15 protein-coding genes are annotated in these 25,991 nt (G+C 36.9%); 1 reads left to right on the top strand and 14 read right to left on the bottom strand.

What is annotated here, in order from left to right; genetic code table 11:
- Positions 1–99 precede the first annotated feature (99 nt).
- From AC1RRQ_RS17780 to AC1RRQ_RS17795, 4 genes are all read right to left on the bottom strand, one after another.
- Entirely contained in the window at positions 100–507 is a 408-nt protein-coding gene (locus tag AC1RRQ_RS17780) for a hypothetical protein (RefSeq protein ID WP_099709883.1), read from the bottom strand.
- Positions 508–588: 81 nt separating this feature from the next.
- The gene (gene pheS, locus AC1RRQ_RS17785) at positions 589–1,608 is read right to left on the bottom strand and encodes a phenylalanine--tRNA ligase subunit alpha (protein WP_071635524.1); all 1,020 of its coding nucleotides are present in this window, start codon (positions 1,606–1,608) and stop codon (positions 589–591) included.
- A gap of 113 nt (positions 1,609–1,721) precedes the next feature.
- Positions 1,722–2,249, bottom strand: coding sequence for a hypothetical protein (locus AC1RRQ_RS17790; RefSeq protein WP_493024364.1), 528 nt, complete (start codon positions 2,247–2,249; stop codon positions 1,722–1,724).
- Between the two features lie 105 nt (positions 2,250–2,354).
- Positions 2,355–2,711, bottom strand: coding sequence for a hypothetical protein (locus AC1RRQ_RS17795; protein ID WP_071635526.1), 357 nt, complete (start codon positions 2,709–2,711; stop codon positions 2,355–2,357).
- A 321-nt stretch (positions 2,712–3,032) separates the two neighbouring features.
- Here AC1RRQ_RS17795 and AC1RRQ_RS17800 point away from each other — a divergent pair, with 321 nt between their 5' ends.
- Complete coding sequence (locus tag AC1RRQ_RS17800; protein WP_493024365.1) at positions 3,033–3,578, top strand: CvpA family protein; 546 nt, start codon at positions 3,033–3,035, stop codon at positions 3,576–3,578.
- Positions 3,579–3,876: 298 nt separating this feature from the next.
- On the opposite strand, the gene AC1RRQ_RS17805 is transcribed toward AC1RRQ_RS17800, so the two are convergent.
- The 10 genes from AC1RRQ_RS17805 to AC1RRQ_RS17850 form a co-directional block, all read right to left on the bottom strand.
- Positions 3,877–6,270 carry a glycoside hydrolase family 95 protein gene (locus AC1RRQ_RS17805; protein WP_493024366.1) on the bottom strand — a complete coding sequence of 798 codons (2,394 nt, stop codon included), beginning with the start codon at positions 6,268–6,270 and terminating at the stop codon, positions 3,877–3,879.
- Between the two features lie 118 nt (positions 6,271–6,388).
- Positions 6,389–8,335, bottom strand: a complete 1,947-nt coding sequence (locus tag AC1RRQ_RS17810; protein ID WP_493024367.1) for a sialate O-acetylesterase — start codon at positions 8,333–8,335, stop codon at positions 6,389–6,391.
- A gap of 112 nt (positions 8,336–8,447) precedes the next feature.
- On the bottom strand, positions 8,448–9,956 hold the full coding sequence (locus tag AC1RRQ_RS17815; protein ID WP_493024368.1) for a cellulase family glycosylhydrolase: 1,509 nt from the start codon (positions 9,954–9,956) through the stop codon (positions 8,448–8,450).
- A 1-nt stretch (position 9,957) separates the two neighbouring features.
- A complete protein-coding gene (locus AC1RRQ_RS17820; protein WP_493024369.1) occupies positions 9,958–12,192 on the bottom strand; it encodes a glycoside hydrolase family 3 C-terminal domain-containing protein in 2,235 nt (744 codons plus the stop codon).
- Positions 12,193–12,253: 61 nt separating this feature from the next.
- A complete protein-coding gene (locus AC1RRQ_RS17825) occupies positions 12,254–14,260 on the bottom strand; it encodes a glycoside hydrolase family 97 protein (RefSeq protein ID WP_493024370.1) in 2,007 nt (668 codons plus the stop codon).
- A 243-nt stretch (positions 14,261–14,503) separates the two neighbouring features.
- Positions 14,504–16,903 carry a glycoside hydrolase family 31 protein gene (locus AC1RRQ_RS17830; RefSeq protein WP_493024371.1) on the bottom strand — a complete coding sequence of 800 codons (2,400 nt, stop codon included), beginning with the start codon at positions 16,901–16,903 and terminating at the stop codon, positions 14,504–14,506.
- A gap of 152 nt (positions 16,904–17,055) precedes the next feature.
- Positions 17,056–19,539 carry a glycoside hydrolase family 2 TIM barrel-domain containing protein gene (locus tag AC1RRQ_RS17835; protein ID WP_493024372.1) on the bottom strand — a complete coding sequence of 828 codons (2,484 nt, stop codon included), beginning with the start codon at positions 19,537–19,539 and terminating at the stop codon, positions 17,056–17,058.
- A 79-nt stretch (positions 19,540–19,618) separates the two neighbouring features.
- On the bottom strand, positions 19,619–20,986 hold the full coding sequence (locus tag AC1RRQ_RS17840; RefSeq protein ID WP_493024373.1) for a hypothetical protein: 1,368 nt from the start codon (positions 20,984–20,986) through the stop codon (positions 19,619–19,621).
- A gap of 21 nt (positions 20,987–21,007) precedes the next feature.
- On the bottom strand, positions 21,008–22,582 hold the full coding sequence (locus tag AC1RRQ_RS17845; protein ID WP_493024374.1) for a RagB/SusD family nutrient uptake outer membrane protein: 1,575 nt from the start codon (positions 22,580–22,582) through the stop codon (positions 21,008–21,010).
- Positions 22,583–22,593: 11 nt separating this feature from the next.
- Entirely contained in the window at positions 22,594–25,725 is a 3,132-nt protein-coding gene (locus AC1RRQ_RS17850) for a SusC/RagA family TonB-linked outer membrane protein (RefSeq protein WP_493024375.1), read from the bottom strand.
- Positions 25,726–25,991: the final 266 nt, after the last annotated feature.

Below are 25,991 nucleotides of genomic sequence, written 5' to 3' on the forward strand. Positions count from 1 at the left end.
TCACAATAAAAAAGTCTAAAATAAAATTTTAGACTTTTTTATACTTTCACGCACTGTGACTGAATACTGAGACTGCCACTGAAAACTGAAAACTGAACACTACTTCACCATAATCCCTTCAACAAATAAAATTGGCACTTCTTCAGTATCATTTTCATTAATAAGGTTAGATTTGAAAATAAACTTTTTGTCGTATAAAGTATTTCCAATAAAGAAAGTTACCATGAATTCGTTATTAAGTGCTAAAAGGCTCTTCTCGACCATTTCTATCTTCACTACAGAAACCGCAGGAACCTCAACAAAAGCGTGGCGCAAAACTGAAGTTTTTTTCATTTCGCCGTCAATTGTTCCAAATGCTTTTGAAACCACCATTACGCTGTCTAGGTTAAAATCGCTGTCGTTTACCAAGTAAGCGTACCATACTTTTTCCATAAAATCGTCGCTCCATTCCTGCACTGCTGCAAGAAATACGTTTTCTACTTCTGGAATTGTTATATCTTTTTTCATTTTTATTTAGTGAATAGTAAAAAGTAAATAGTGATTAGAAAGAAAACTCTTTACTAATCACTATTTACTATATAACTTTTTTTAAATATTTGCTTTGAACTGCTCTAAGAAACGAACATCATTCTCATAGAACATACGGATATCACCAATTTGGTATAAAAGCATGGCAATACGCTCTACTCCCATTCCAAAAGCAAAACCATTGTATTCGTCTGGATTGATATCGCAGTTTTTCAAAACGTTTGGATCTACCATTCCGCATCCTCCAATTTCTAACCAGCCTGTTCCTTTTGTGATACGATAATCCGTTTCGGTTTTTAAACCCCAATAGATATCAATTTCGGCACTTGGTTCTGTAAACGGAAAGTATGACGGGCGTAAACGAATCTTAGATTTCCCGAACATTTCTTTAGTGAAATAAAGCAAAGTCTGCTTCAAATCGGCAAAAGAAACATCTTTATCAATGTACAATCCTTCAACTTGGTGGAAAATACAGTGAGAACGAGATGAAATCGCTTCGTTACGGAAAACACGTCCCGGAGAAATAGTACGAATTGGCGGTTTGTGATTTTCCATATAACGCACCTGAACAGATGATGTATGCGTACGCAATAACACATCCGGGTTTGTCTGGATGAAAAATGTATCCTGCATATCACGTGCCGGATGATATTCAGGTAAGTTTAATGCCGTAAAGTTATGCCAGTCGTCTTCGATTTCCGGTCCTTCAGAAACGTTGAATCCGATGTTAGCAAAAATATCTATAATTTGATTTTTAACGATTGAAATTGGATGACGAGAACCAATAATTACTGGTTCTGCAGCACGTGTTAAATCGCCAAAAACTCCTTTTTTCTCTTCTTTGCTTTCAAGCTCTTCCTGAATAACTCTTACTTTCTCTTCAGCAACCGCTTTTAAAGTATTTATAACTTGTCCGAAATCCTTTTTTTGGTCGTTCGGAATATTTTTAAACTCAGTAAAAAGCTCTTTTAATAACCCTTTACTACCTAAATATTTAATGCGGAATTGTTCTAAAGATTCTTTGTTTTTATCATTAAAGGCTTTGGCTTCCTCTATGTGTTGTTTTATCTTGTCTATCATTTTCCTTCAATAATTGAATTACAAATTTAGTGTTTTTAGTTTAAAGTGTGCAGTCACAGCAGCAGTTTTAAGAATTTTGCAACTGTATTTACAGAATCGCAGGAATTTTTCAATTACTTAATAAGCGCAATTTTACGTTCAATTTCTCTGACTTTTGTAAGCCAATGATCTATGCCTTCCTGATTTTTAACAATTTCTTTTCTCTGTTTTGATACTATACTGCCCAGTTTTGCCCAGTTTTTATTCCAATCTTTATCTCTTTCGATATTGTTTGTTGGTTCAATTCTGGTTCGCCAAAAATCAAGATTTTTAAAATACCCTTCTTTCAGCTTCTCAAAATATTCAATTAATTTTTCTTTTGAATTTGGAATATAACCCGGCCCACTGCAACCGCAGGAATGAAATGTAATTCCAACAGAATACAGGCTTTCAATATGTTCCCATTTTTTGATATCGTCTTTCTTTGGCGATTCAAAATCGAGTCCCATATTGGCCATTAATTCGCCGCATTCCGGACATTTGGCTTCATAAGTTGATTCTTCTCCTTTTTTAATATCCCCTTTTAGTCTTCTCTTAAATGTCTTCCGACAATTAAAACAAGCATAATGAGGCTTATAGGATGTCATGGCGTATCTACACATTTTTTTAGTTTTCAGTTTTCAGTCGCAGTTCTCGGTCGCAGTATTCAGTCACAGATTTCAGTAACATCACTGTAAACTGCGACTGAAAACTGAAAACTAAAAAAACTACTCAATAAGTTTTCTTTCTAAAAAGTAATTCACAATTGCTTCTTTCATTAAAACCGACTGTTCTCCCGCTTTTAAAGGAGGTAATTGTTCTTTTACTTTGTAATGTGGCCAGCCTTCATCATCAAAAAATTCAAACTCATAAAATCCGTATGGTTCAAGCAATCTGCAAATTGCAATATGCATCAGGTTTAGTTTTTCGTCTTTTTTGAATTCGCGGTGCACTTTTCCGAGTTCCTGAACTCCAATTAGGTAAATTATAGCATCTAAATCTAAATCTTCGCCTTGCGAAAATTGATTTGACAGTATATCGACAAGCGCTTCCCAACGCTCTTTTAGTTGTGTATCTCTAGACATTTTTTATAATTATAAATTATGAATTGTGAATTATAAATTCAAAAAACGTAAAATTTAGCTTGCAAAGATACGGACTTCAAACCCAAAGACCTTAAAAAACGAAAACTTCCGTTTTTATAGTGCGTAAAATGGCACGCTGATGACGCGGATTTAACTGATTAACATGGATTTCATTATTTTAATCTTTTATGATAAATCACGAAAACTTTAAGCTATAAATCAAATAATTTTAATCTGCGTTAATCCGTTAAATCCCTATAATCTGTGGGCTATGAACCTAAAAAAAATCTATATTTGCCCCTTTATTTAAAATACAGAAACATGAGTTTTTTTGACATTATCGTTGCCGCACTTTTAATTTTTAGTTTATATAAAGGAATTAAAAATGGCCTTTTTGTAGAAGTTGCTTCTTTTATCTCTTTGTTATTGGGAATTTATCTTGCCATAAAATTTTCTTCGATAATGAAAGAAATGATTAGCAAACATGTTTCCTGGAATCCAAATACTATACAAATTACTGCTTTTATACTGACTTTTATTTTAGTCGTAATTGGGGTTTATTTCTTAGCTAAAATCCTTACCGGAATTGCCGATTTTGCTTTCTTAGGATGGGCAAATAAATTAGGCGGAGGTTTTTTTAGAGTTCTAAAAACAATTCTCATTCTAAGTATTTTTATCGCTTTGTTCGAGAAAATCAACTTCAATAATACTTTTGCCAAAAAAGAAACTTTAGACAAATCGATTTTTTATAATCCGGTGAAAAAAGTCGCTGCCTTTGTTTATCCGTCAATCGAGAAATGGTACGAGGAATTTAAAGAAACACAATCTCATAAATCTGAAGAAAAAGAGGAAACGGCAAAAGAATAAGTTCCAGAGGGACGAAATATTTATAGAAATTTATCGTGTCAATGCATAAGAGCCTCAGCGAGGCGAAATATTTCATTTTGCACAGATTCTTATGTCGCTCCGCTGGAGCTTTATATTGTAACTGTCATTCTTTTCTATAGATATTTCGCTTCTACGAAGCTTGTCCTTACAAACAAACCCGACAGGTTTTGAAAACCTGTCGGGTTTATTACATTATTGTCAGGCTGAGCGAAGTCGAAGCCTTTCACATCAAATAAGCCCTCGACTACGCTTATGACATTTGTTTTCAAAACAACTTTTAGAATTTCACCTCTAATTTTTCTCCTTTTTTTAGAACAATATCTTGTTTTTTATCGCCGAAAATCAAAGTTGTTTTTCCTCCATTCTTAGAAGAAATAATTACTTTTTGAGGCTTTTTATTATTCCACATCATTTCAATTTCAAACCCGCCGCTTGCACAAATACCGCTTACAGAACCTTCTTCCCATGCATCTGGTAAAGCAGGCAGTAATCTGATTTCTTTCTCGTCTGACTGTACCAGCATTTCGGCAACAGCTGCAGCTCCTCCAAAATTACCATCAATTTGAAATGGCGGATGTGCATCGAATAAATTCGGGTATGTTCCTCCTCCTCTTCTTGGTTTATCGGTTTTCTTTCCGTCCGGATCAACATAACGAAGTAATTCACGGAACATTTTATAAGCACGATTTCCATCCCAAAGTCTTGCCCAAAGATTAATTCTCCATCCTTTTGACCAGCCTGTGGTTTCATCGCCTTTTATTTCTAGTGTTTTCTTTGCCGCTTCGGCTAAATCCGGTGTTTTTAAAGGCGTAATTTGATCGCCTGGAAAAAGTCCGAATAACTGTGATTGATGACGGTGTTTAGGTTCTTCATCTTCCCAGTCAAAATACCATTCCTGCAGATTTCCTTTTTTCCCGATTTGATACGGATGTAATTTGGACAGCGCAGTTTCTAATTTTGCTCTGAAGCTGGCATCAATATTTAAAACTTCTGAAGCTTTTATTGTTTTATCAAAACATTCCCTAATCATCGCTAAATCGGCAGTTCCTCCATACATCGTTGCGCCAATAAATCCGTCTGGCGTTATGTACTTATTTTCGGGAGAAGTTGAAGGCGACGTAATTAAATTTCCGTTTTTATCGGTTACCAGCCATCCTAAAAAGAATTGCGAAGCGCCTTTCATTATCGGATATCCTTCTGTTTTTAAATAGTTTTTATCTTGGGTGAAAATATAATGTTCCCAAATATGCGTGCTCAGCCAAGCGCCGGATAATGGCCAGCAAGCCCAGCTTGGATCATCGTTTCCAAAATTTCCAACCGGATTGGTCATGGCCCAAATATCTGAATTGTGTGCCGAAGCCCAGCCTTCATTCACGCCATAAAAAGTTTTAGCCGTTACTTTTCCTGTTACCGAAAGGTTTTTAATAAAACTTAAAAGCGGTAAATGCATTTCTGAAAGATTGGTGTTTTCTGCCAGCCAGTAATTTTCCTCCAAATTAATATTCATGGTATAATTACTGCTCCAAGGCGGATTTAAATACGGGTTCCAAATTCCTTGCAAATTGGCCGGAACACCCAAAGTTCTCGAAGAACTTATAAGCAGATAACGTCCGTAATTGAAATAAAGAATTTCAAGGTTTTTATCTTCTTTACCTTCTGAATATCGCAGTAAACGTTCATCAGTTGGCAAATCTGGCGCTGTAGTTTTACCTAAATCTAAATTAACCCGATTGAAGAATTTTTGATAATCGGCAATATGAGATTCTTTTAGTTTATCAAATGGTTTTGCAAAAGCTTTATTTAGATTTTGTGCCGCAATTGCTACATCGTCTACACCTTCTGTTGCAGGATTTTTATCAAAACCGTTAAAACTTGTAGCGGCAGACACATAAATAACCGCTTCGGTTGCGTCTCTTAAACTTAAGATTTCTCTCGAACTTGTAATTTTTCCGTCCGTTTTTTTAATTTGAACTAAAGTAGTAAATCTTGTTCCTCTTTCTTTTATGTCAAGGTATTTTGGCAAAACCGTATATCCGGGATTTTCATGAATTGGCGCAGAACCTGTCATGATTAAGATATTATTTCGCACTTCGATATTAGATTTTAAAAGACTTTTTAAGTTAATATCAAAGTTTAAAGCGCCTTTATCATCTGCTGTCAATTTGATAATCATGATTTGATCCGGAGCCGAAACAAAATATTCGCGGGTATATTTTATTCCGGCTATTTCGTAACTTACTTTTGATATGGCGTTCGAAATATCCAGTTCCCGATGGTAATTGACGGCTTTTCCTTTTTGAGTATTGTTAATTTCTAATGTTCCCAACGGCGCATAAGATTCGGAATTTTTGCCTTCTACTTTTTTATTTAATTCTTCGGCCAGTTTGTAGTTTTCATTTTTTAAAGCTTCGCGAATGGCTGGAATATTTTTGTACGCTTCGGGATTCATATTGGCATTTACAGGTTCTCCGGACCAAAGCGTAATATCATTCAAATAAATTTTATCTGAATTTGCTCCTCCAAAAACGGTTGCGCCCATTTTTCCGTTTCCTAAAACTAAACTTTCCTCAAAAAAATCTGCGGGTTGTTTGTACCACAAAACATGTTTCGATTGTGCCGAAATGTTTATATAATAAAATGTGAGAAGTAAAATGAGAAATGTTTTTTTCATGATGTACCGATGAATTGTTCCGATGAAACATTTTTTAGTTCGTTTTAATGTTTTTCAAATGTAATTAAAGAAAAAACTTTTCACTAATCACTAACGACTAATTACTAAGGACTAATTACTATTTACTAACCTTATATTTTTCATTTGCCGTAATCATTTCCCAATTATCAGTTCTGAAAGGCGATGCAGGAAATTTTTCTTTATTAAAAAGATTGATTTCTGAATCGTCATCGGCCCAGCCGTAATGAACCGCAGCGGGATTTTGAACCTGATCGCTCGAAACTATTATTTTGTTGTCTTTAATTATCGCTTTCGCGGAATGAAAAACTTTGTCCACGCCTGCTATTTCGAAACCTTTTACTTCATCGTTATTCGGCGTTGATAATCCGCTGCCGATGCTGTCGAAAGTCAAAATGATTTCGTTTCCTTTTATTTCCTGCGATTTGTAAACTGGGCCGCTGTAAACCTGTTTTTTACCATAAATATTATTGAGTGCAATTGCTGCCAAACGCAATCCAACGTCTTGTTTATTTGTTGGGTGAATGTCTTTTGCATTCCCAATATCTGTGGTAACGGCCATTCCGGTATTAGGCACTTTTAAGGTTTCAGATTGTGCTTCACGAAGTTCTGCCCAACGGCTGCCCACTTTACTGTTGCCATTTTGCTCATTGAAAGTGGATAATTGAACGAAGTAAAAAGGAAAATCTCCCTGCTTAAATTTGGTTCGCCAATCCTGAATCAATAACGGAAATGATTTTTTATATTCTTTTGCTCTCCAAACATTAGCTTCTCCCTGATACCATAAAACGCCCTGTATGCCATAAGGAACCAGCGGATTTACCATGGCATTATACAATAATGACGGATAGCTGTTTGGCGATAATGATGTTTTTACCACAACAACTTTAAATTTCCAATTTCCATCCAGCGGTATGTTTTTATTTCCTAATGATAATTTTAAATCAGCTGCTTCGCCATAGATACCGCCGCCTCCGCTGTTGTCAACGATTCGAACGGCAATGACGTTTTTTCCTTCTTTTAAAATATTTGCTGGTATTTCGTAAACACGTTTCAGATCATATTGGGAGTTTTTGCCTACTTCTATTCCGTTAACGTAGGTAATATCTTCATCGTCGATTTTGGCAAGACTTAGCGTTGCTTTGTTTTTAATATCTTCTGCTGAAAGTGTAATTGTTTTTCGCATCCAAACTACACCGTCTAAATCTCCCAAAGGCTGGTTTTCCCATAAACTTGGAGTATAAAGTTCTCCCCAAGATGTATCGTTGAAAGTTAGTTCTTTGAATGTATTTTCGTTTTCTAAACTTACCGGAGTTCCCTGAATTCTTTCGACTCTTTCTTTCATTTGCCTGGCGTACAATTTTGAAATCGAATCGATATTAAGCGTTGGAACATCGGCGATCATGGCTTTAAAATCGGGACTGTTTTGAAAAGCTTCGCGGCTTGTCCAGGTTTCTACATTGGTGCCTCCCCAAGAAGTATTGATAATTCCGATTGGGATTTTTAATTCTGCATATATTTTTTTGGCAAAATAATATCCCACTGCTGTAAAATTACCAACGGTTTCTTTGCTGGAAACTTCCCATTTTCCGGCTTTTAAATCGTCTTTTGGTTTTCCGCTTAGATCTTGTGCAACTCCAAAATGACGAATCATAGGATAATTGGAATCTGCAATTTCTTCTTTGGCATTTTTGGTTTTAAAAACCTGAAATTCCATATTCGATTGTCCGCTGCAAATCCAGACTTCTCCAACCAAAACATTTTTGATGCTGATTTTATTTTTCCCGATGATGATTAACTCAAAAGGGCCGCCGGCTTTTTCTGCTTTTAAATTAAGCGTCCATTTTCCGTTTTTATCGGCTGTTATTTTTTGAATCTGCTGTTTAAAATGGATTTCTATTTTTTCATTCGCATCAGCAAAACCCCAAACTGGTATTGGTTTGTTTCTTTGCAGCACCATTCCATCAGAAAACAATAAAGGCATTTTGACATTAGCATTAGCAAACAAACTAAATATCAACAAAATAACCATTGAAAATTTTTTCATATCTCGCAATTTAAAATTGTTTAAACCATATAGGTGATATAAGATATTTTAAGTTTTTCAAATCATGAATTTACATTTACTTATATCACTTATATGTTTAAATAAGGTATTCTTATTGTAATCCTTCTTTTAAAGCTGTTAAAGCCTGAGTATCAAAAACGGTATTGTCGCTTCTTTTAAAAATTCCAAAACTATTATCTCCCGTGCTTCCTTCATCCCAATAAAAAGGCAATAACCCGTTTGCTCTTGCTGTTTTTACAACCGTTTTTAAATAATAGGCTCTCGAAGCCAAATGTAAAGTTAAAGCATCGCCAGTTAAACTTGTTCTGCGTATTGCCCCAAATTCTCCTAATAAAACCGGAATTCCTTTATCGACGAATTGGGTTTTCATTAATTTGAAGTTTTTCTCTAAATCTGCTTCTTCTCCCCAGTTAGCATTACGTTCTGTATCGGTAGCTGAATGATATCCTGAACCCCAGTAATAGAACATTTTACCCCAGGATTCATCTTTGGTTAAACCTGCAAAATTCCATGGTGTGTAATAATGAACCTCCACCATCATTCGGTTTGCAGCTGTATCGGTTGGCAAAACGGTCATCCATTTATTTGTTTTTTCAATATCGGTTGTTGGTCCCTGAACCACTAAAGTACGATATGCATTTTTTCCTCCTGTAGAGCGAACGGCATCAATAAAAGTTTGATGATACGATGTTAAAACAGCCATTTGTCCTGCTTCGTCAACATCGGGTTCATTGGCGCTGGCAAAAAGTAGATGTTCGTCGAATCCACGTAAATGTGTGGCAATTTGTTCCCAAAAAGCTTTTTGCTTGGCAATGGTTTCTGCTTTTTTGGCTTCGCTGATATTATTTTCCAGCCAGCCTCCGTCCCAGTGAATATTCACCAAAACATACATATCATTATCTACACAATACTGCACGACTTCTTTAACCCGGTTCAGCCACGCAGTTTGAATTTGTGCTGTTGAAGCATTCGCCAGATTCTGGTTCCATGAACAAGGAATACGAATTGCATTAAACCCATTTGCTTTTACGGCATCGATCAGGGCTTTTGTCACTTTTGGATTCCCCCATGCGGTTTCTCCGCCTGTAGCTTCCATCGTATTGCCAATATTCCAGCCTAATTTTATTTTTGCTGCTAATTGCACAGCGGTACTTGACATTCCTGTTTGATCGGCTGCGATTGGATTTGTATTGTAACTCGGATACAAACCTGTAACGGCAGATCCTGCAGCTTGTGAAACTGAAATCTGAACTGCTCCAGCCTCAGCAGAAATTACCGTTACTACAGCTGTTCTGACCTCTTTTGTCGTGTTTTCTAAAGCTGTAATTTTAACTAAAACAGATCCGGTAACTCCAGATGTCTGGCTCAATTGAATCCAGCTCGTATTTGCACTGCTTATTGTCCAGGCATTTGCCGTTGTACTCACTTTTATATTGACATCATTTCCTTTACTAGTAAAATCAATTTTGTTTGTATCAACCGTAAGCGTTTTTTCTGCTGTGGCTTTTTCTTCGTCTTTGTCTGAACTGCATGCCCAAATACTTAAAAAAGAAAAACACAGAAGAAAACTTAATAGGTAACCTTTGATTATCTTTTCCATTTTATTTAATTGTTAAGTCAAGTTTGAATTTTAAATCTCTTGAAGAATTTCCTATGTTTAAAGTATATTTTCCCGGTTCAACTGTCCATTTTTTGGCAGCAACATCATAATAAGCAAGCTCTTTTACCGGAATTTGAATGGTTACAGTTTCCGAACTTCCTGCTTTTACGAATACTTTTTTGAATCCTTTTAATTCCTGAGCTGCACGGGTTACTTTTGAATCTGATTTAGCAGCATACAACTGAACTACTTCTTTCCCGTCTACTTTTCCTGTGTTTTTTACTTCAACAGAAACTGAAATGGTTTCATTTTGAGCATAAGAAGTTTTATCTGTTTTTGCGTTTCCAAAAGCAAAAGTGGTATATGACAATCCATATCCAAAAGGATATAATGGTGCAACGTTTTTAGTATCAAACCAGCGGTATCCAATCAAAATTCCTTCGGCGTAATTTACTGTTTTACCGCCCGGGAAACTGTTTGTTGCATGTGCAGGCGAATCGTTAAGTTTTTTAGGCATTGTCCAAGGTAATTTTCCTGACGGATTTACTTTTCCTAATAATACATCGGCTAAAGCATTTCCTCCTTCAGAACCATTAAACCATGTCCAAACCAAAGCTGACGTTTTTTGGCTTACGGCATCAATATCAAAAGGTGCTCCGGCCACCATTACTACAATTGTTTTTGGATTTACGGCTAACACTTTCTGAATCAATTCTTCTTGTCCAAATGGTAATTTCAGGTTTCTACGATCTGATGCTTCGGTTTCGTAATCACGGTTTGAACCCGCAAAAATGATGGCAACATCTGATTTTTTAGCCGCTTCAACTGCTTCCTGAACTTTTGCAGGGTCTAACTGATCGATTGTAACAGGGCCGTTTGAAGTAATATTTCCTAAATTTCCTTTATTCTTTTCATCATATCTTTCTAAATATCCTTCGGCATAATTAATTTTTATGTTGGATGGCAATCTGTTTTTTAAACCTTCAAGCGGTGTAATTTCTCTTTTTGTTTTTACTCCGGCACCAAATCCGCCTAAAGCATTTTTCTTTGTTGCATTGTTCCCAATTACCGCGATTGATTTTACTCCGTCTAATTTTAAAGGCAGGGCATTGTTGTCATTTTTTAATAAAACCACTGCTTCTGAGGCGATTTTATAAGCATCCTGATAATGTGCTTCGGTAGAAATACTTCCTTTCACTCGGTCTTTTCCTCCCATTGCTTTTACCTGAAATAAGACACGCAGAATTCTTTTTACATGTTTATCGATTTCGGCTTCTGAAATTTCTTTGTTTTTAGCGGCCGCGATTAATTTATCGGCAAGGAAAAATTCGTTGAAAGGTTTTGGCGTTCCCATTTCAATATCCAATCCGTTTTGAAGTGTTTTTACTGTTGAATGCACCGCAGCCCAATCTGAAACTACAACGCCTTTAAATCCCCATTCGTCACGAAGGATTTTATTGAGCATATAATCGTTTTCGCATAAATATTCTCCTCTAAATTTATTGTAAGCGCCCATTATGGCATACGCATGACCTTCTTTCACTGCTGCTTCAAATGCCGGTAGATAAATTTCGCGAAGTGTACGCTCATCAATTTGCACGTCGACAAAATCACGATTGGTTTCCTGATTGTTTGCTGCGAAGTGTTTTACGCATGCCATAACATCATTGTCTTGTAAACCAACAATTAACGGCACAGCGATTTTTTTGTTTAAAAACGGATCTTCAGACATGTATTCATACGTTCTTCCTCCAAGCGGTGATCTTACCATATTAATTGCCGGAGAAAGCAGCATGTCTTTATCTCTGGCACGTAATTCCTGCCCAACACTGTTCCCGAAAGTATACGCCATTTCGGCATTCCAAGTTGCGGCCAAAGCGCCTCCAGCCGGATAATATGTTGCAAAATCATTGGTTAAACCAGCTGGAGCCCAGCTGTCTCGCGATATTTCTTCGCGAACTCCAAGCGGTCCGTCGGCCATTTTTAATTCCGGAATTCCAAGACGTTTTACGCCGCCACTGGTAAACATACTGTTTCCGTGCAGCATTCCAATTTTTTCCTCAAGAGTCATTTGAGAAACTAATTTATCTATTTCGGCATCGTGTTCTGATCCGATTTCTTTTCCCTGATATTCTTTCTGAACGGTTTCAGAACCTGAATTTTGTGCTTCATTTTTACACGAAACAAAAAACATAAGCGTCAGCGCTGCCGAGAAGTATATAAATTTGTTTTTCATTGATTGTGGTTTTTAGTTTTTGATAGTTATGTTTTTAGATTAATTTGAAAATCTAAAATAATTATATTTTTTTAAACCGAATTGCTGTGCCTCCTGCGCCCCCTAAACGTAACTTTAGTGATTCTGAAGCTTTTACTATTTTCTTTGAAATTGTAACGGCTTCCGGGTTGTGTTTTTGATCAGTTTTTTCAGCATCGGCATAAATCTGAGCTTCGTAATTTGCATTGGAATCTAAGAAAGAAAGTGAAATTTCAAGCTCTCTTGGGTTTTCATTTGTAATGCTTCCTAGAAACCAATCGGCACTGTTTCTGTCTTTACGGACTGTGGTAATGTATTGGCCAATTTCTCCGTTTAAAACTTTTGTATCTTCCCAATCTGTAGGCACATCTTTTAAGAATTGAAGGGCTGGTTTTCCTTCGTAATTTTCCGGAAGATCGGCAAGCATTTGAATTGGAGAATATGTCGTGATATAAATTGCTAATTGCTGTCCTACTGTTCCCTGAATTCTTTTTCCCGGATAACCTTGTTTTACCTCAACATCAAAAATTCCAGGCGTAAAATCCATTGGTCCCGAAAGTAATCTTGTAAACGGAATAATGCTTAAATGGTTCGGCGGATTTCCTTCGCTCCACGCATTATATTCTTGTCCGCGCGCTGCTTCTCTCGAAACCATGTTTGGAAAAGTTCTGCGTTCTCCGGTATCTTTTATCGATTCATGATACAAAACGGCTAAATCGTACTGCGCTGCTTTTTCTAAAATGTATCTGAAATAATTTACTCCAAACTGCCCAAAGTGCATTTCTTTCATGTTTAATTTAGAACCTACATGGCCAATTTTTACGGTATGAATTCCGAGTTTTTTGTACAAAGCAAAACCTTCATCAACTTGTTTTAAGTAATTAATAAGGTTCGAGCCTGTTTCATGATAGCCAATTAATTCGATATTTTTTTTCTTTCCGTATTCGACTACTTTTTCTAAGTCGAAATTGTCTGCGTTTTTGGTAAAACTAAACATGTGCATTCGGTTTTCATACCAGCCCGGTGTCCAGCCTTTGTTCCATCCTTCAATTAATAAATGATGAAAACCTTCTTTTGCCGTGAAATCAATATATTCTTCGGCGTGTTTTGTGGTCGCGCCTTGTTTGTCACTTTCCCAGAAAGTATATTTCCCGATGTGCATTCCCCACCAAATTCCTAAATATTTATATGGTTTAAAATAGCTCGCGGTGTTTTTTAATTTGTCTGGTTCGTTCAGGTTTAAAATTAGATAGGAGGTAATTAAATCTGTTGGTTTTTCACCTATTTGAATAGTTCTCCAAGAAGAAGTGAAGGTGTCTTTTACACGAACTTTTACACCGTCTGACCACGGCACCAAATCCGATTTTAATTGGGTTCCGGTTGTATTGACCAAAGTCATACTGGCAAAGTCAATTAGATTGGCTTCGTGAAAACTCAGCGCTAATCCGTTTTTGCTTTCGATTGTCAGCGGTGTTAAAACCGTATCAAGCGTGCTTACCTGAGCATCTTTAAACAAATATTCATCACGGTTTTCTCTGTTGGCCGGAATCCACCACGCTTTTCCATCTTCTTTTAAGTTGAAAGTCGTTTTTTCATCCATAATGAAAATACTGTCTTTTACATTTTGCTTGGGATAAACATATCGAAATGCAACTCCATCATCGAAAGCCCTGAATTGAATTTCAAGTTTGCGCTTGTTTCCGTTTTTTTGCTGTAATTCAACCGAAAGCTGATTGTAATGATTTCTGATGTTTTTCTTTTCTCCCCAAACTTGTTCCCAGGTTTCGTCAAAAGTGGAATTTTTGACATTTTTTATTTCGAAATTAGAACTGAAATCTTCATTTCCTTTTAATAGAAATCCTAAATCTGATGGAGAAATAATTTCGGTTTTTCCGTGGGAAACGGCATATTTCGGAGCATTTTTTACCAGCTCAAATTTGATTTTATTTTGTCCGTTTGGCGATGCGAGTTCGTAAGCGTTTTTTGCTTTCTGACTGTAGCCAATCGAAACTGAAAGTAATAAAGCGGGAAGAATTAGGTGTTTTTTCATGATATTTTTCTTAATTCATATTTTAATAAATCGGGTGTTGGCAAGGCTTTCACCCGATTTAGAAACTCAACAAAAACTTATTTTTATCCTGGTTGGGATTATTTTTTTGGTCACAGATTAAAATGATTTTTAAATTCTGTGTGTTTATTTTTTCACGCAGATCTCACAGATTTAAGCAGATTTTTAATTTTTAATTCTAAATTTTTAATCCTTTTAATCTGTGTAATCTGTGGTATTTTATCTTTATTTTACCCACTCTGTTTTAAAAGTGGTTTTTCCGTTTAACGGGTTTGCTGCTACTTCAAAATTGTTTCCATTTTTGGTTACTTTTATTTCTTGTACTGCATCGCCTTCTGGTAAAAATACTTTGGCTGTCGCCATTGTTGTTTTTTCGCTGGCATAAACTTTTAAAGTCAATTTGCTCCAATCCATATCTTTTGTAGACTGCGCTAAACCAATGTGCGGAATCGCCGTTCCATCTTTTACTAAAACTATAATTGGAATTTCGCCGGCTTTAATTTTATGCCAGCCGGATTGGTATACTTTTTTAGTTTGGTAATCGATCCAAGTTCCTTCCGGAAGATAAACGTCTCTTTCTTCAACTTCTTCAAAAAGCGGTGCGACCAACATACTTGAACCAAATAAATATTGATTATCTACTAACCAAGCTCCGGGATCATTTGGATATTCTACAAAAAGAGCGCGCATCATTGGCAAGCCTTTTTGTGAACTTTCTTTTGCCTGAGCGTAGATATAAGGCATCAATTCGTAACGCATATTATCGGCTTTTCTAAATCCTTCTAAGAAATCTTTGCTGTACAACCAAGGTTCGCGAGGCGGTTCTCCGTGGCTTCTTACGTGCGAAGTCAACATCCCGAATGGTGTCCATCTTCTGTAAATATTCTCAGGAGATTTGGTTGCAAATCCTCCAACGTCGTGGCTCCAGAAACTGAATCCGCTTAGTCCTAATGAAAGTCCGCCGCGTAACTCTGCCGACATTGCGCCGTTAGTAGTTTCAGAATCTCCGCCCCAATGTAATGGATAACGCTGTGATCCTGCCCAAGTACTTCTCGCCCAAATTAAAGTATACCCTTTTTCTTTTTGCGTAATTTCGGCGACAGCCTTATTATATCGCAACGGATATAAATTGTGCTCATAAAAACCCGTTCTTCCAGAATGATAAATTCCGTCTGGCGGAGCCGCTTCTCCAAAATCTACTTTGAAAACTGCAACGCCTTCATCGAATAATTTTTTCAATTTACCTTGGTACCAAGTTACCGTTTCCGGGTTTGAGAAATCTAAAACAGCATCTTCATACGGAAGATTTCCTTTACGGTCTCTTACTGCTAAGTTTTTATCCATAATTTCAGGAAACAAGGTATTCTTTGGTGTGAAATAAGGCAATTGCCAAAGACAAACCTGGAAACCGTCTTTCTTTAAATCAGACATCATTTTTGTGGCATCTGGGAAACGAGATTTTGCAAACTCGTAGTTGTTTCTCCAATCAACATCAAACCAGCCTGTATCAAAGTGAATTACATCGGTTGGGATTTTGTATTTACGCAAATCTCTGGCAACATCTCTTCCTTCTTTTTCTGAAAAATACGTGATTCGGCTCATCCAGAAACCAAAAGACCAAAGTGGCGGCATGGCAGCTTTTCCAGTCAAATTGGTGTATTGATCTAAAATATCTTTTGGTTCTCCGATGAAGAAAAACAAATCGGCTTCATCATCTCCAATATACATTTCGTTGGCACTTCCAAAATACTTTCCAAAGTCCACTGTAATTGGTGTTGAATGGTGCATGAAAACGCCATAACCACGGCTGCTCATGTAAAACGGAATCGGTTTGTACATGGTTTCATTTTGGATTCCGTTGGCGTCATCCGTCCATAAAACTACTTTTTGTCCGCGTTTATTGAATTGTGTGAATGATTCACCGCATCCAAATATTTTTTCGTCTGGTTCTAAACTGAAAGCCGCACCCATACTTCTTGAATAATCGCTGTTTCGGCGAACGTAAGAAAACGGAAGTGTCGGTGTGTATGTGTTTTTAAAATCGGTATCGTGAAGTGTGCTTGTCAGCAATTTTCCTTTTTCATCGTAGATTTTTACGTGCCAGGGTTTTGTCAAAATTTCAACTTTTCCGTGTCTGCTTGTATAACTGTGACCGCCTTCAATTTTAGCATATTTCCATAATTCAGGATGATTTGGGGGAACGCCATCAACCAGCATTAATGACGCTGCCTGTGGATGAAATTGCGGTCCCGAAGTGGTTTTGATTCTAACCGTTCGATCTGAAACAAACTGAATTTCGAATGGCAAAACAGGAGATTCTGCGTATTCTGTTGTGGGAAATTCGTTTGGTTTTTCGGCATCTGGTTTCATCATCATGTTGTTAAAAGCCTGACGTGTTTTGTAATTGTATCTCAAATATTTGATGGTTCCTTTTCCGGTTGCAGGATCAAAAGAAGCCAATTCGTCTGCGAAATAAAAAGTGTTCAGGTAGTTCTGAAAATCTTTACTGATATCTATTGGTGCATTCAGTACGTCTGCATTTTGAATTTGCGCATTAGCATTTGGAACTGCTAACAATCCAAACATAAGAGCAGAAAATAATGCGGTTAGTTTTGAGTTTTTCATTGATTAATAATCTAGATGTTAGTTATCCTAACAGGTTTTGGAAACCTGTTAGGTATTTTATTTTAATACTTTAATAAAAATATTTTAATACCTCAAAAATCTATTGATACCTAACAGGTTTTGGAAACCTGTTAGGATAGGCCTTAGACTTCTTATTCTGTTGTAATAACAATTGTCGATTGTTTTAATCCGTTTGCTTTTGCGGTTAATTCCAATCTTCCTGATTTATCTCCAGACTGAACTATTACTAGACATTTTCCAGCCAAAGCCGTGTGTTTATTTCCTTTGTACGATTCATGACTTACAGGATCTCCGCTGCAAACCCCAACGATTTTTCCATTTCCTTTTAAAGAGAAATTAATTTCGTTATTCGCATTTGGTGCAATCGTTCCTTTATCATCTAAAATATCAACTGTGATAAATGATAAATCGTTTTTGTCGGCTTTAATTGTACTTCTGTCCGCAGTTAATTTTAATTGAGAAGGATTTCCAGCTGTTTTAATTTCTTTTTCTAAAACTACTTTTCCGTTTTTACGAGAAACGGCTTTTAGTGTTCCGGCTTCAAAAGGAATTCGCCACATTACGTGCAAATCGTCTCCTTTTTTACTTCTTTTTCCAACTGATTTTCCGTTTACGAAGAGCTCCACCTCATCAGCTTTATTATAGTACGCCCAAACATCAACGGTTTGTCCGGATTTCCAGTTCCAATGCGGAAAAATGTGAAGAACCGTTTTGTCTGTCCATTCGCTTTGGTACATATAATAAACGTCTTTTGGGAAACCGGCTAAATCTACAATTCCGAAATACGAACTAATCGACGGCCATTCGTAAGGCGTTGGTTCTCCGATATAATCGAAACCTGTCCAGATGTACATTCCGGAAAGGAAATCGTGTTTTTTAATGACTTTCCAAGTCGCTTCGTGCGTTGATCCCCAAGGCGTTTGTACCTGATCGTAAGCTGAAACGGTATTGCCTGGATTTCCTTCGGTAAATTTAAGATCCCATCTTACCGGCCATTTTTTGATGGTGTCTGAAACGGCATCGTAATAGCCTCTTGTCTGTAAACCTGAAGTAGTTTCAGTTGCTATGAAAGGGGTATTGGGGAAGTTTTTTAGATGATGTTCATACGTTTGATGCGCATAATTGTATCCGATTAAATCTAAAATTCCTGATCCTGCAAGTGGATTAATTGATACGTCTTTTTTCTCAAATTGTAAAGTTACCGCATCAATATTCATATTTACTGGCGGATTCATTCCTGCAGTCAACGGACGTGTTTTATCATATTGACGCGTAATTGCGGCTAATTCTTTGGCAATTTCTACACCTTTTTCATTCCATTGTTCTGGGATTTCGTTTCCGATACTCCAAACAAAAATACTTGGATGATTTCGGTCACGAAGTAACTGATCGATTAGATCTTTCTTGTGCCATTTGTCCCAATCGTTTCCATAATCGTATTTGGTTTTGGTTTGTTTCCACATATCGAAAGCTTCGTCCATGACAATGAAACCCATTTTATCGCAAAGATCCAAAAGTTCCGGAGCGGGTGGATTGTGTGAAGTTCTGATTCCGTTTACGCCCATTTCTTTCATGATTTCCAATTGGCGTTCAATCGCGCGCGTATTAATTGCAGCACCCAACGGACCTAAATCGTGATGCAAACAAACTCCTTTTATTTTGACCTGTTTTCCATTCAAAATAAAACCTTTGTTCAAATCGAATTTAAAATCTCTGATTCCGAAATTGGTTTTGTATTCATCTACAATTTTATCGTCAAGCGAAATTTCGGTAACGGCTGTATACAGTTCTGGTTTTTCAACCGACCATAAAATCGGTGTTCCAACTTCTGTCGATTGTTTTAAGGTTTGATTGGCATTGGCACCAATTGTTATATTTTGAGTAACCGATGTTACTTTGGTATCTTCTTTAAAAATAGTGATGGTTATTGTTGCTTTCTTTTCTTCCGCATATTGATTTTTGATGGTAGTTTCAAAATTAACCGAAGCTTTTTCGACTGTAACTTTTGGAGTCGTAATATACGTTCCCCATTGGCCAACATGAAGTTTGTCTGTCGTTTCGATCCAGACATTTCTAAAAATTCCTGAACCCGAATACCAGCGTGAATTAGGTTGTTTTGAATTGTCAACCTTTACAATGATTTCGTTGTTTTTGTCTCCGTAATTTAAGTACGGTGAAATTTCATATTGAAAACCAATATATCCGTTTGGACGTTTTCCTAAATAATGTCCGTTTACCCAGACTTCGCTGTTTTTGTAAACGCCGTCGAAAGTAATTACAGTTATTTTTGTACTGTCTTCTGCAGCGACTTTGAATGTTTTTTTATACCAGCCTAAACCTCCATTTAAAGCTCCTCCTCCATATCCTGCTGGACTTTTTTCGTCAAATTTTCCTTCAATGCTCCAATCGTGAGGCACGTCAAGAGTTCTCCATTTTGTTGTAGCTCCAATGGTGTCTTTGTCGATTATGCTGTCGTTTAAATGAAAACTCCAATCTGAATTGAAAGAAACTTTGCGATTCTCAAATTTTTGATTGTTTGATGTTGTACATGCTGCCAATAAAAGAAAGCCTGCAAAGAGTAATCCTAGTTTTTTATATGAGGTAAACTGCAACATAGTGTTCTAAATTTTAAATAACCCGGAAGCAGTTTTAATCCTGCCTCCAAGTTATTAGTTAACCAAAATTTATTTCATTTTATGGAATTATATAGTGGAATACAAACCATTCGTCTTTACCGGCATCATAAGAAGTTCCAAACCAAATACCTTTTTGAAGGAAATCAGTATTGTAAGCTTTTACGACTTTAATAACATTGGTTGTTGGATTCATCCAGCTTGTCGAATTTTGGATAAGGGTATTACTTCCTAAATTAATTTCATTTTTTGCTTCGTCTATAGTAAATAATCCTGTGGTTACGACTCCATTTTGGCTTCGGGTGTAATTCAGTTTTCCTCCAAATTGATCGAAACGAATCCAAGAATTACCTGCAGCGTCTGCCCAGTCGTCATTCCATCCCCAATTGTATGAACTTGTTGCGTTGACAGTCCATCCTTTTCCTTTTCCTAACCAGTCAACCGGATTTCCTTTTCCGTCTAAACTCCAAACTCTTCCTGCACCAACGCCTCCGGTAATCATTTTTAATAATTCGCCTGAAGCAAAAGTTGGATTGAAGCCTTCGTCGTAAGTTGGTCCCGTAACAGGCGGCACATAACTATCTGCATATTCTTTTGAGACAAAATTCCAGATATACCACCATGGTCCTTCGCTATTGGTTCTCATGATCGCAATCCTTAACTGGTTTTCAGTAAGTTTTAAAATCTTGATATTGTTGTTCCAGTTACTTGCGTTTGCTATGTAATTGTCTGGTCTTAAAATCGTAGCTCCAATTGTGGTTAAAGTATGCGTATTGATATCTAAGAAATAAGTACCATTTTCTTTTACTGTTCCATCTTTTTCACGAACTGTCATAAATGGCCCGCCTTCAAGGCTGAAAGTCATGGTTCTTCCCCAGTGCATATCGGCATCTGAGCTTGAATTTGCATTTCCTTCCGGCTCCCAGTTTGGTGTAAAATTGCCCCATTCTACTGTAGTACTAGGGTCTGCATAAGACATAGCCCCCATTGCTAAACCGTATTTTCCATTATCGGCAATCCATACTTTTTGTTTTCCTACTCCTCCGGATAAAGCGGTCCAAAGCGGATCATTAACATAATTTAAATTATCCTGACTTACAGTAATAGTTACAGGGTCCAGCTGAACAATGCCGCCACTGGTAACTGCTGCGATTTTTATAGTGTAATTTCCTTTAAAGGCATATTTTACGGTTTGTACCGCCTTATCTGATTTTCCTGTAACGTAATCCCAATTTAATATTACTCCGGGAGTTGTATTTTTTAAGATGACGGTATTGCCGCCTGGATCTACTGCTAAATCCTGAGTAATTTCAAAATGTATATCTGATTTATCCATCGCACCGTCAAGAGAATAACTATCAGGCGAACAAGATGATACCAGCATGGCCAGCATCAAAAATGTTGTGATTACTAGTTTTATATTTTTCATTTCTTTCTTTTTTAGTTAAAATTACCAACCGGCATTTTGTTTTAAAACTCCATTAGATAAGGTGATCTGCGTGTTTGGAATTTGCTGTAATCCTTTTGTATTCTGGATGTTTACTGCAGAAATCGTTTTGGTCGTTTGGGCTCCTCCGTTAAGTAAAGTCGTCGTTTCGGCAATACTTGTAGATGCTTTTCCAATTCCCTGACGCAGTAAATCCCAATATCTCACACCCTCGAGCGCAAATTCTAAATGTCTTTCGGTCATGATATTATCATAATTTACCGGCAGAGAAGTAAAAGCTGTTTTATAGGCTCTTTTTCTAACTCTATCAAAATAATCCTGTGCGCTTCCGCTTCCTAATTCAGCAGCCATTAATAATACATCAGCATATCTTAACACCACATAATCCTGAAACTGGCTGATATCCCAAAACTGGCTTCCCATAGTTAGCGGCAGATCTTTTCCGTCTTTGTCTACCATTGGAGAATATTTTTTGTTGTAGTAACCGGTATATTCTCTTTGGTTGTTTAATTTATCAAATGGGATTTTTTCTTCTGTAATTCCTATAACGGTTGCAACGCGTCTTGTATCATTAGCCGCATACGCATTCCATAATTTAGAATTTACTGTAATTCCCCAGCCTCGCCCGTATGGGTAAGATGAAAACTCTCTCATACCAAACATGACCAGCCAATGATTACCATCGGTATTTCCGTTATAATCGCTTGTGTAGGTATATTTTATAGAGAAAACAATTTCTTTATTACTTTCTCCTGCGTATTTATCTACAGAAGCTGCAGGCCAAAGAGTCGAAAAGTCCTCTACTAATCCGTGTCCGCTTGAGGCTACCACATCTTCTAAATGTGCCAAAGCCTGTGCTTTTGTCACTACTCCGGCTAAATCAGTTTTTCCGTAATATCCTGTGTAATACAAGAAAACACGTCCCAGCAAAGATTTTGCTGCCCATTTTGTAATGCGTCCGCTTGTTGTTGCATTGTATGCTGTTGACGGCAGATTGTTTGAAGCAAAAACTAAATCTTGCGCTATTACTTTGTACACTTCTTCGGGCGCTGCCTGAGGAATATTTTCGGTAGAAGGTGCGGTCAATAAAGGTATGTTTCCCCATAAACGAACCATTTCAAAATACAAATAAGCTCTAATAAATCTTGTTTCAGATTCGTAAGTGTTTCTTAAAGCGGTATCTCCGTCCCACTCGATTTGATCCATTTTAGTAAGGAGCACATTACAGCGATAAAGTGCTTTGTAGTAGGCAATCCAGTTACCGTTTAGCATATCAACATCTGATGGTGAACGTTTGATATCAAACTCATCAATGGCTGCGTAATTGTATCCGTCAGAATTACCTGTTCCGCCAAAACAATCATCAGACATAACTTCGCTGATTACCGGAACGCCTAAACCAGCAGCTCCTGTTGCCACCTGCATTCCGTCATAGCAGCCTACTAATGCTGCATAAGCATCGTCTTTAGTTTTATAAAAATTCGTATCTGTCTGCTGTGTCAGCGGTTCTGTTTCTAAACTGCAAGAACCCAGAGAAAATAAACTCAAACAGAAAATATATAAATAAGTATTTTTCATTTTTTTATGTATTAAAGTTTAACATTTAGACCCAGCATGAATGTTCTTGGTCTTGGATAATACCCCACATCAACCCCTGATGAAAACTTTTGGTCGTCATTTGAAGATCCAAATCCTATTTCAGGATCCATTCCGTCGTATTTCGTAAAAGTGTAAAGGTTTAATACAGAGAAATACACTCTAAACTGACTTGCAAAAAATGGTTTTGACTGTTTCATTTTTGCTAAATCGAATCCTAATGTTACGGTATTGATTCTCAAGAAATCACCATCCTGAACATATAGATCTGAAAATTGTGCAAAGTTTCGATTGTCCTCAGTCACTCTAGGCATTGTGTTAGAAGAACCTTCGCCATGCCAGCGGCTTAATATTGCCGAAGTATAATTGCCATAAGCCCCAGCTTGGTTTCTGTACGATTGTACAATTTGATTTCCTGCAACACCATTTGCATTAAGCGAAAAATCGAAAGCTTTGTAACTCGCAGATAAAGCAAAACCATAAGTAAAATCAGGGTTTGGATTCCCAATACTGGTTTTATCTGTCGCATCTATTTTATCATCTCCATTTGTATTTACATAGATAATATCGCCGGGAGCTGCATTTGGCTGTAACACTACGCCACCTGGAGATTTGTAATTGTCAATTTGTGCTTGATTTTGAAAAACGCCTCCTGTTTTGTATCCCCAGAAATATCCTAACGGATATCCGTTCTGCGCTCTGTAAAATTCACCGGCATTGTCATAAAGTTCATTACTTAATCCATGAATAATACCGTCTGAAGTTGGTATTTGTCCTACTGTATTTTTATTGTAAGCTCCGTTTGCGCTTATGCTGTAATTAAAATCTCCAATTTTATTTTGATAATTTAAACTTAACTCTACTCCTTTATTAACTACGTCACCCCCATTCATATAAGGCGGATTGGCACCGGCAGTTGCTAAGATTGGAGCTAAAATCAACCAGTCTTTGTTTGTCTTTTTGTAAACATCAAAATTGACACTCAATGCATTATTTAAAAATCGGGCATCTAAACCAAGGTCAATTTGTTCTGAAATTTCCCATTTCAAATCAGGGTTTGCTATATTTTCAAGGTAACTTCCCGGTGTAAGAACGCCTTCTTTATCACCAAAAATATAATTGGTATTGTTTGATTTTACCAAGGCTAAATATTGAAACGACCTGATACTTTGGTTACCAACCTGACCCCAGCTTGCTCTAAGCTTAAGGAAGTTTATCGCACGTGAATCTTTTAGGAAATTTTCATTTGAAACAACCCATCCTCCGGAAACTGACGGGAAATATCCCCATTGATTTCCCGGAGCAAATTTTGAGGAACCATCGGCTCTAAGAGTGGCATTTAGTAAATAAGTTTCTTTGTAATTGTAGTTCAATCTTCCAAAGTAAGACATCAATTTATTCTCGAACTTACTTCCTTTCATGGTCATTCTCGCGCCATCTTTGTTTGTCGTGTTATCTATCCAGGCATGTTCCAAGTCGTTAAAAACAGAATCTGCATTGGCCGCTTCTATAGAAGTGATATCATAATTAATAAAAGAGGTTCCTGCCATGGCTTCAAAATGATGATTTTCGGCCACATCAAATTTATAAGTCAGCAAATTATCCCAGTTGATGCTTTTGCTTTTGTTCATGTTTTGATTTACTCTATCAAAAGCGCTGTTAGCATAAATCGATAATCTATAAACAGGTGAATAAGAATGTCCTTCGTTTACATTGTAATCCAATCCCAAAGTGGTTCTAAAAGTCAGATTTTTGAAAGGCTGAATTTGAAGGTAAACGTTTCCTAATAGTTTTTGGCTGTTGCTTTCATTCTGATTATTGTAGGTCATTAAAGCATACGGATTTGCAACTCCGGTTAACCAAGGCTCAGTGCTTGCAGAAGTATCAAAGTAATTTCCGTTTGCATCATACATTGGCAGTAATGGCGTAACCTGAAAAGCGCTTCTTAAAGAGTTGTTGTATTGATTTCCAACACCAATTCCGTTTTTATCGATATAAGCGAAGCTCAAATTCTCTCCTATCGTAAGGACGTCTTTGTATAATTTATGTTCTGAGTTGAATCTGAAATTATAGCGCTCGTAGTTCGACAAATCTTTGCCGCCTACTACACCTTCTTGTCCTAAATAAGATAATGAAGTAGAATAAACCGAAGTATCTGAACCGCCGGATGCACCAAAAGAGTAGTTTTTTGTTGCTGCATTTTCGGTAAACATTTTGTCCATCCAGTTTGTTCCAGAACCTAATCCTGCAATTTGAGCATTAGTAAAATATGGATTTTTACCCGAGTTTACTGCTGCTTCATTCAATATGGTTGCATATTCTCTGGCATCCAGCAAGTCTACTTTTCTGGCTACCGATTGTACGCCATAGTATTGGTCGAATGTTATTTGCCCGGTTGCACCGCGTTTTCCTTTTTTAGTTGTTACCAAAACCACTCCGTTTGATGCCTGCGAACCGTAAATTGCGGCAGAAGCAGCATCTTTTAAAACAGAAATAGATTCGATATCTGAGTTATTTAAATAAGAGATGTCTCCCGTTAGAATTCCGTCAACTACATAAAGCGGATTACTTCCTGCCGTAGAACCTACACCTCTAATAACCACATTTAAGCTTTCTCCCGGCTGTCCCGAAGTAGAGGTAATTTGAAGTCCGGCCGCTTGTCCCTGTAATGCCTGAAGCGCATTTGTAGTATTGGTTTTTACAAGACTTTCACCGCTTACCTGACTAACGGCATTGGTTACTAATGTTTTCTTTTGAGAGCCATATCCAATAACTACAACTTCTTTAAGTTCTGATGTTTCTTCCTGTAAAGTAACATTTATTGTTTTTTGAGTTCCTACAGTTATTTTTTGAGCTTTAAATCCAATAAAAGAAAACACAAGTACATCGCCTGTTTTTGCTTCTATTTTATAATTCCCATCAAAATCAGTGGCTGCACCAATTTTGGTTCCTTCTACTGCAACAGTCGCTCCGGGAATTCCCATTCCGTCAACGGCGGATGTTACATTTCCACTTACAGATCGGGATTGTGCCTGAGCAAAACCCGACTGTATCATAAATAAGCTAAACAACAGCGTCGTACAAAACGAGAACACGGTTGTTTGAATACAATCTTTGCTTTTCATAATAAATAAGAGTTGGTTAAATTAAGTTAGTTACGGTTATATTGATTAAAGTTTAAGCTCCATAGAGAATTGGTTTTCAGTCAAATCACACAATATTTATAAGCAGGTATGGTTGATTTTATAAAGCATAAAATGGTTCTTCTTAAAACTTATAGTCGTATTGAACTTATCTTATGGTGATTTTGACTACAAGTGTAAAACTTTTTTTCTATTTTAGCAAAATATTAAGGCTATTTTTTTTTGATTCTGATTTATAAGGATTCATT

It is taken from the genome of Flavobacterium sp. GW821-FHT12A05 (assembly GCF_058807735.1).

Bases quoted from the DNA above. Each gene is read 5' to 3' on its own strand.
- AC1RRQ_RS17810 (WP_493024367.1), bottom strand. From the start codon at position 8,335: ATGAAAAAATTTTCAATGGTTATTTTGTTGATATTTAGTTTGTTTGCT.
- AC1RRQ_RS17820 (WP_493024369.1), bottom strand. From the start codon at position 12,192: ATGAAAAACAAATTTATATACTTCTCGGCAGCGCTGACGCTTATGTTT.
- AC1RRQ_RS17805 (WP_493024366.1), bottom strand. From the start codon at position 6,270: ATGAAAAAAACATTTCTCATTTTACTTCTCACATTTTATTATATAAAC.
- AC1RRQ_RS17780 (WP_099709883.1), bottom strand. From the start codon at position 507: ATGAAAAAAGATATAACAATTCCAGAAGTAGAAAACGTATTTCTTGCA.
- AC1RRQ_RS17830 (WP_493024371.1), bottom strand. From the start codon at position 16,903: ATGAAAAACTCAAAACTAACCGCATTATTTTCTGCTCTTATGTTTGGA.
- AC1RRQ_RS17840 (WP_493024373.1), bottom strand. From the start codon at position 20,986: ATGAAAAATATAAAACTAGTAATCACAACATTTTTGATGCTGGCCATG.
- AC1RRQ_RS17850 (WP_493024375.1), bottom strand. From the start codon at position 25,725: ATGAAAAGCAAAGATTGTATTCAAACAACCGTGTTCTCGTTTTGTACG.
- pheS (WP_071635524.1), bottom strand. From the start codon at position 1,608: ATGATAGACAAGATAAAACAACACATAGAGGAAGCCAAAGCCTTTAAT.
- AC1RRQ_RS17835 (WP_493024372.1), bottom strand. From the start codon at position 19,539: ATGTTGCAGTTTACCTCATATAAAAAACTAGGATTACTCTTTGCAGGC.
- AC1RRQ_RS17845 (WP_493024374.1), bottom strand. From the start codon at position 22,582: ATGAAAAATACTTATTTATATATTTTCTGTTTGAGTTTATTTTCTCTG.
- AC1RRQ_RS17800 (WP_493024365.1), top strand. From the start codon at position 3,033: ATGAGTTTTTTTGACATTATCGTTGCCGCACTTTTAATTTTTAGTTTA.
- AC1RRQ_RS17825 (WP_493024370.1), bottom strand. From the start codon at position 14,260: ATGAAAAAACACCTAATTCTTCCCGCTTTATTACTTTCAGTTTCGATT.
- AC1RRQ_RS17815 (WP_493024368.1), bottom strand. From the start codon at position 9,956: ATGGAAAAGATAATCAAAGGTTACCTATTAAGTTTTCTTCTGTGTTTT.
- AC1RRQ_RS17795 (WP_071635526.1), bottom strand. From the start codon at position 2,711: ATGTCTAGAGATACACAACTAAAAGAGCGTTGGGAAGCGCTTGTCGAT.
- AC1RRQ_RS17790 (WP_493024364.1), bottom strand. From the start codon at position 2,249: ATGTGTAGATACGCCATGACATCCTATAAGCCTCATTATGCTTGTTTT.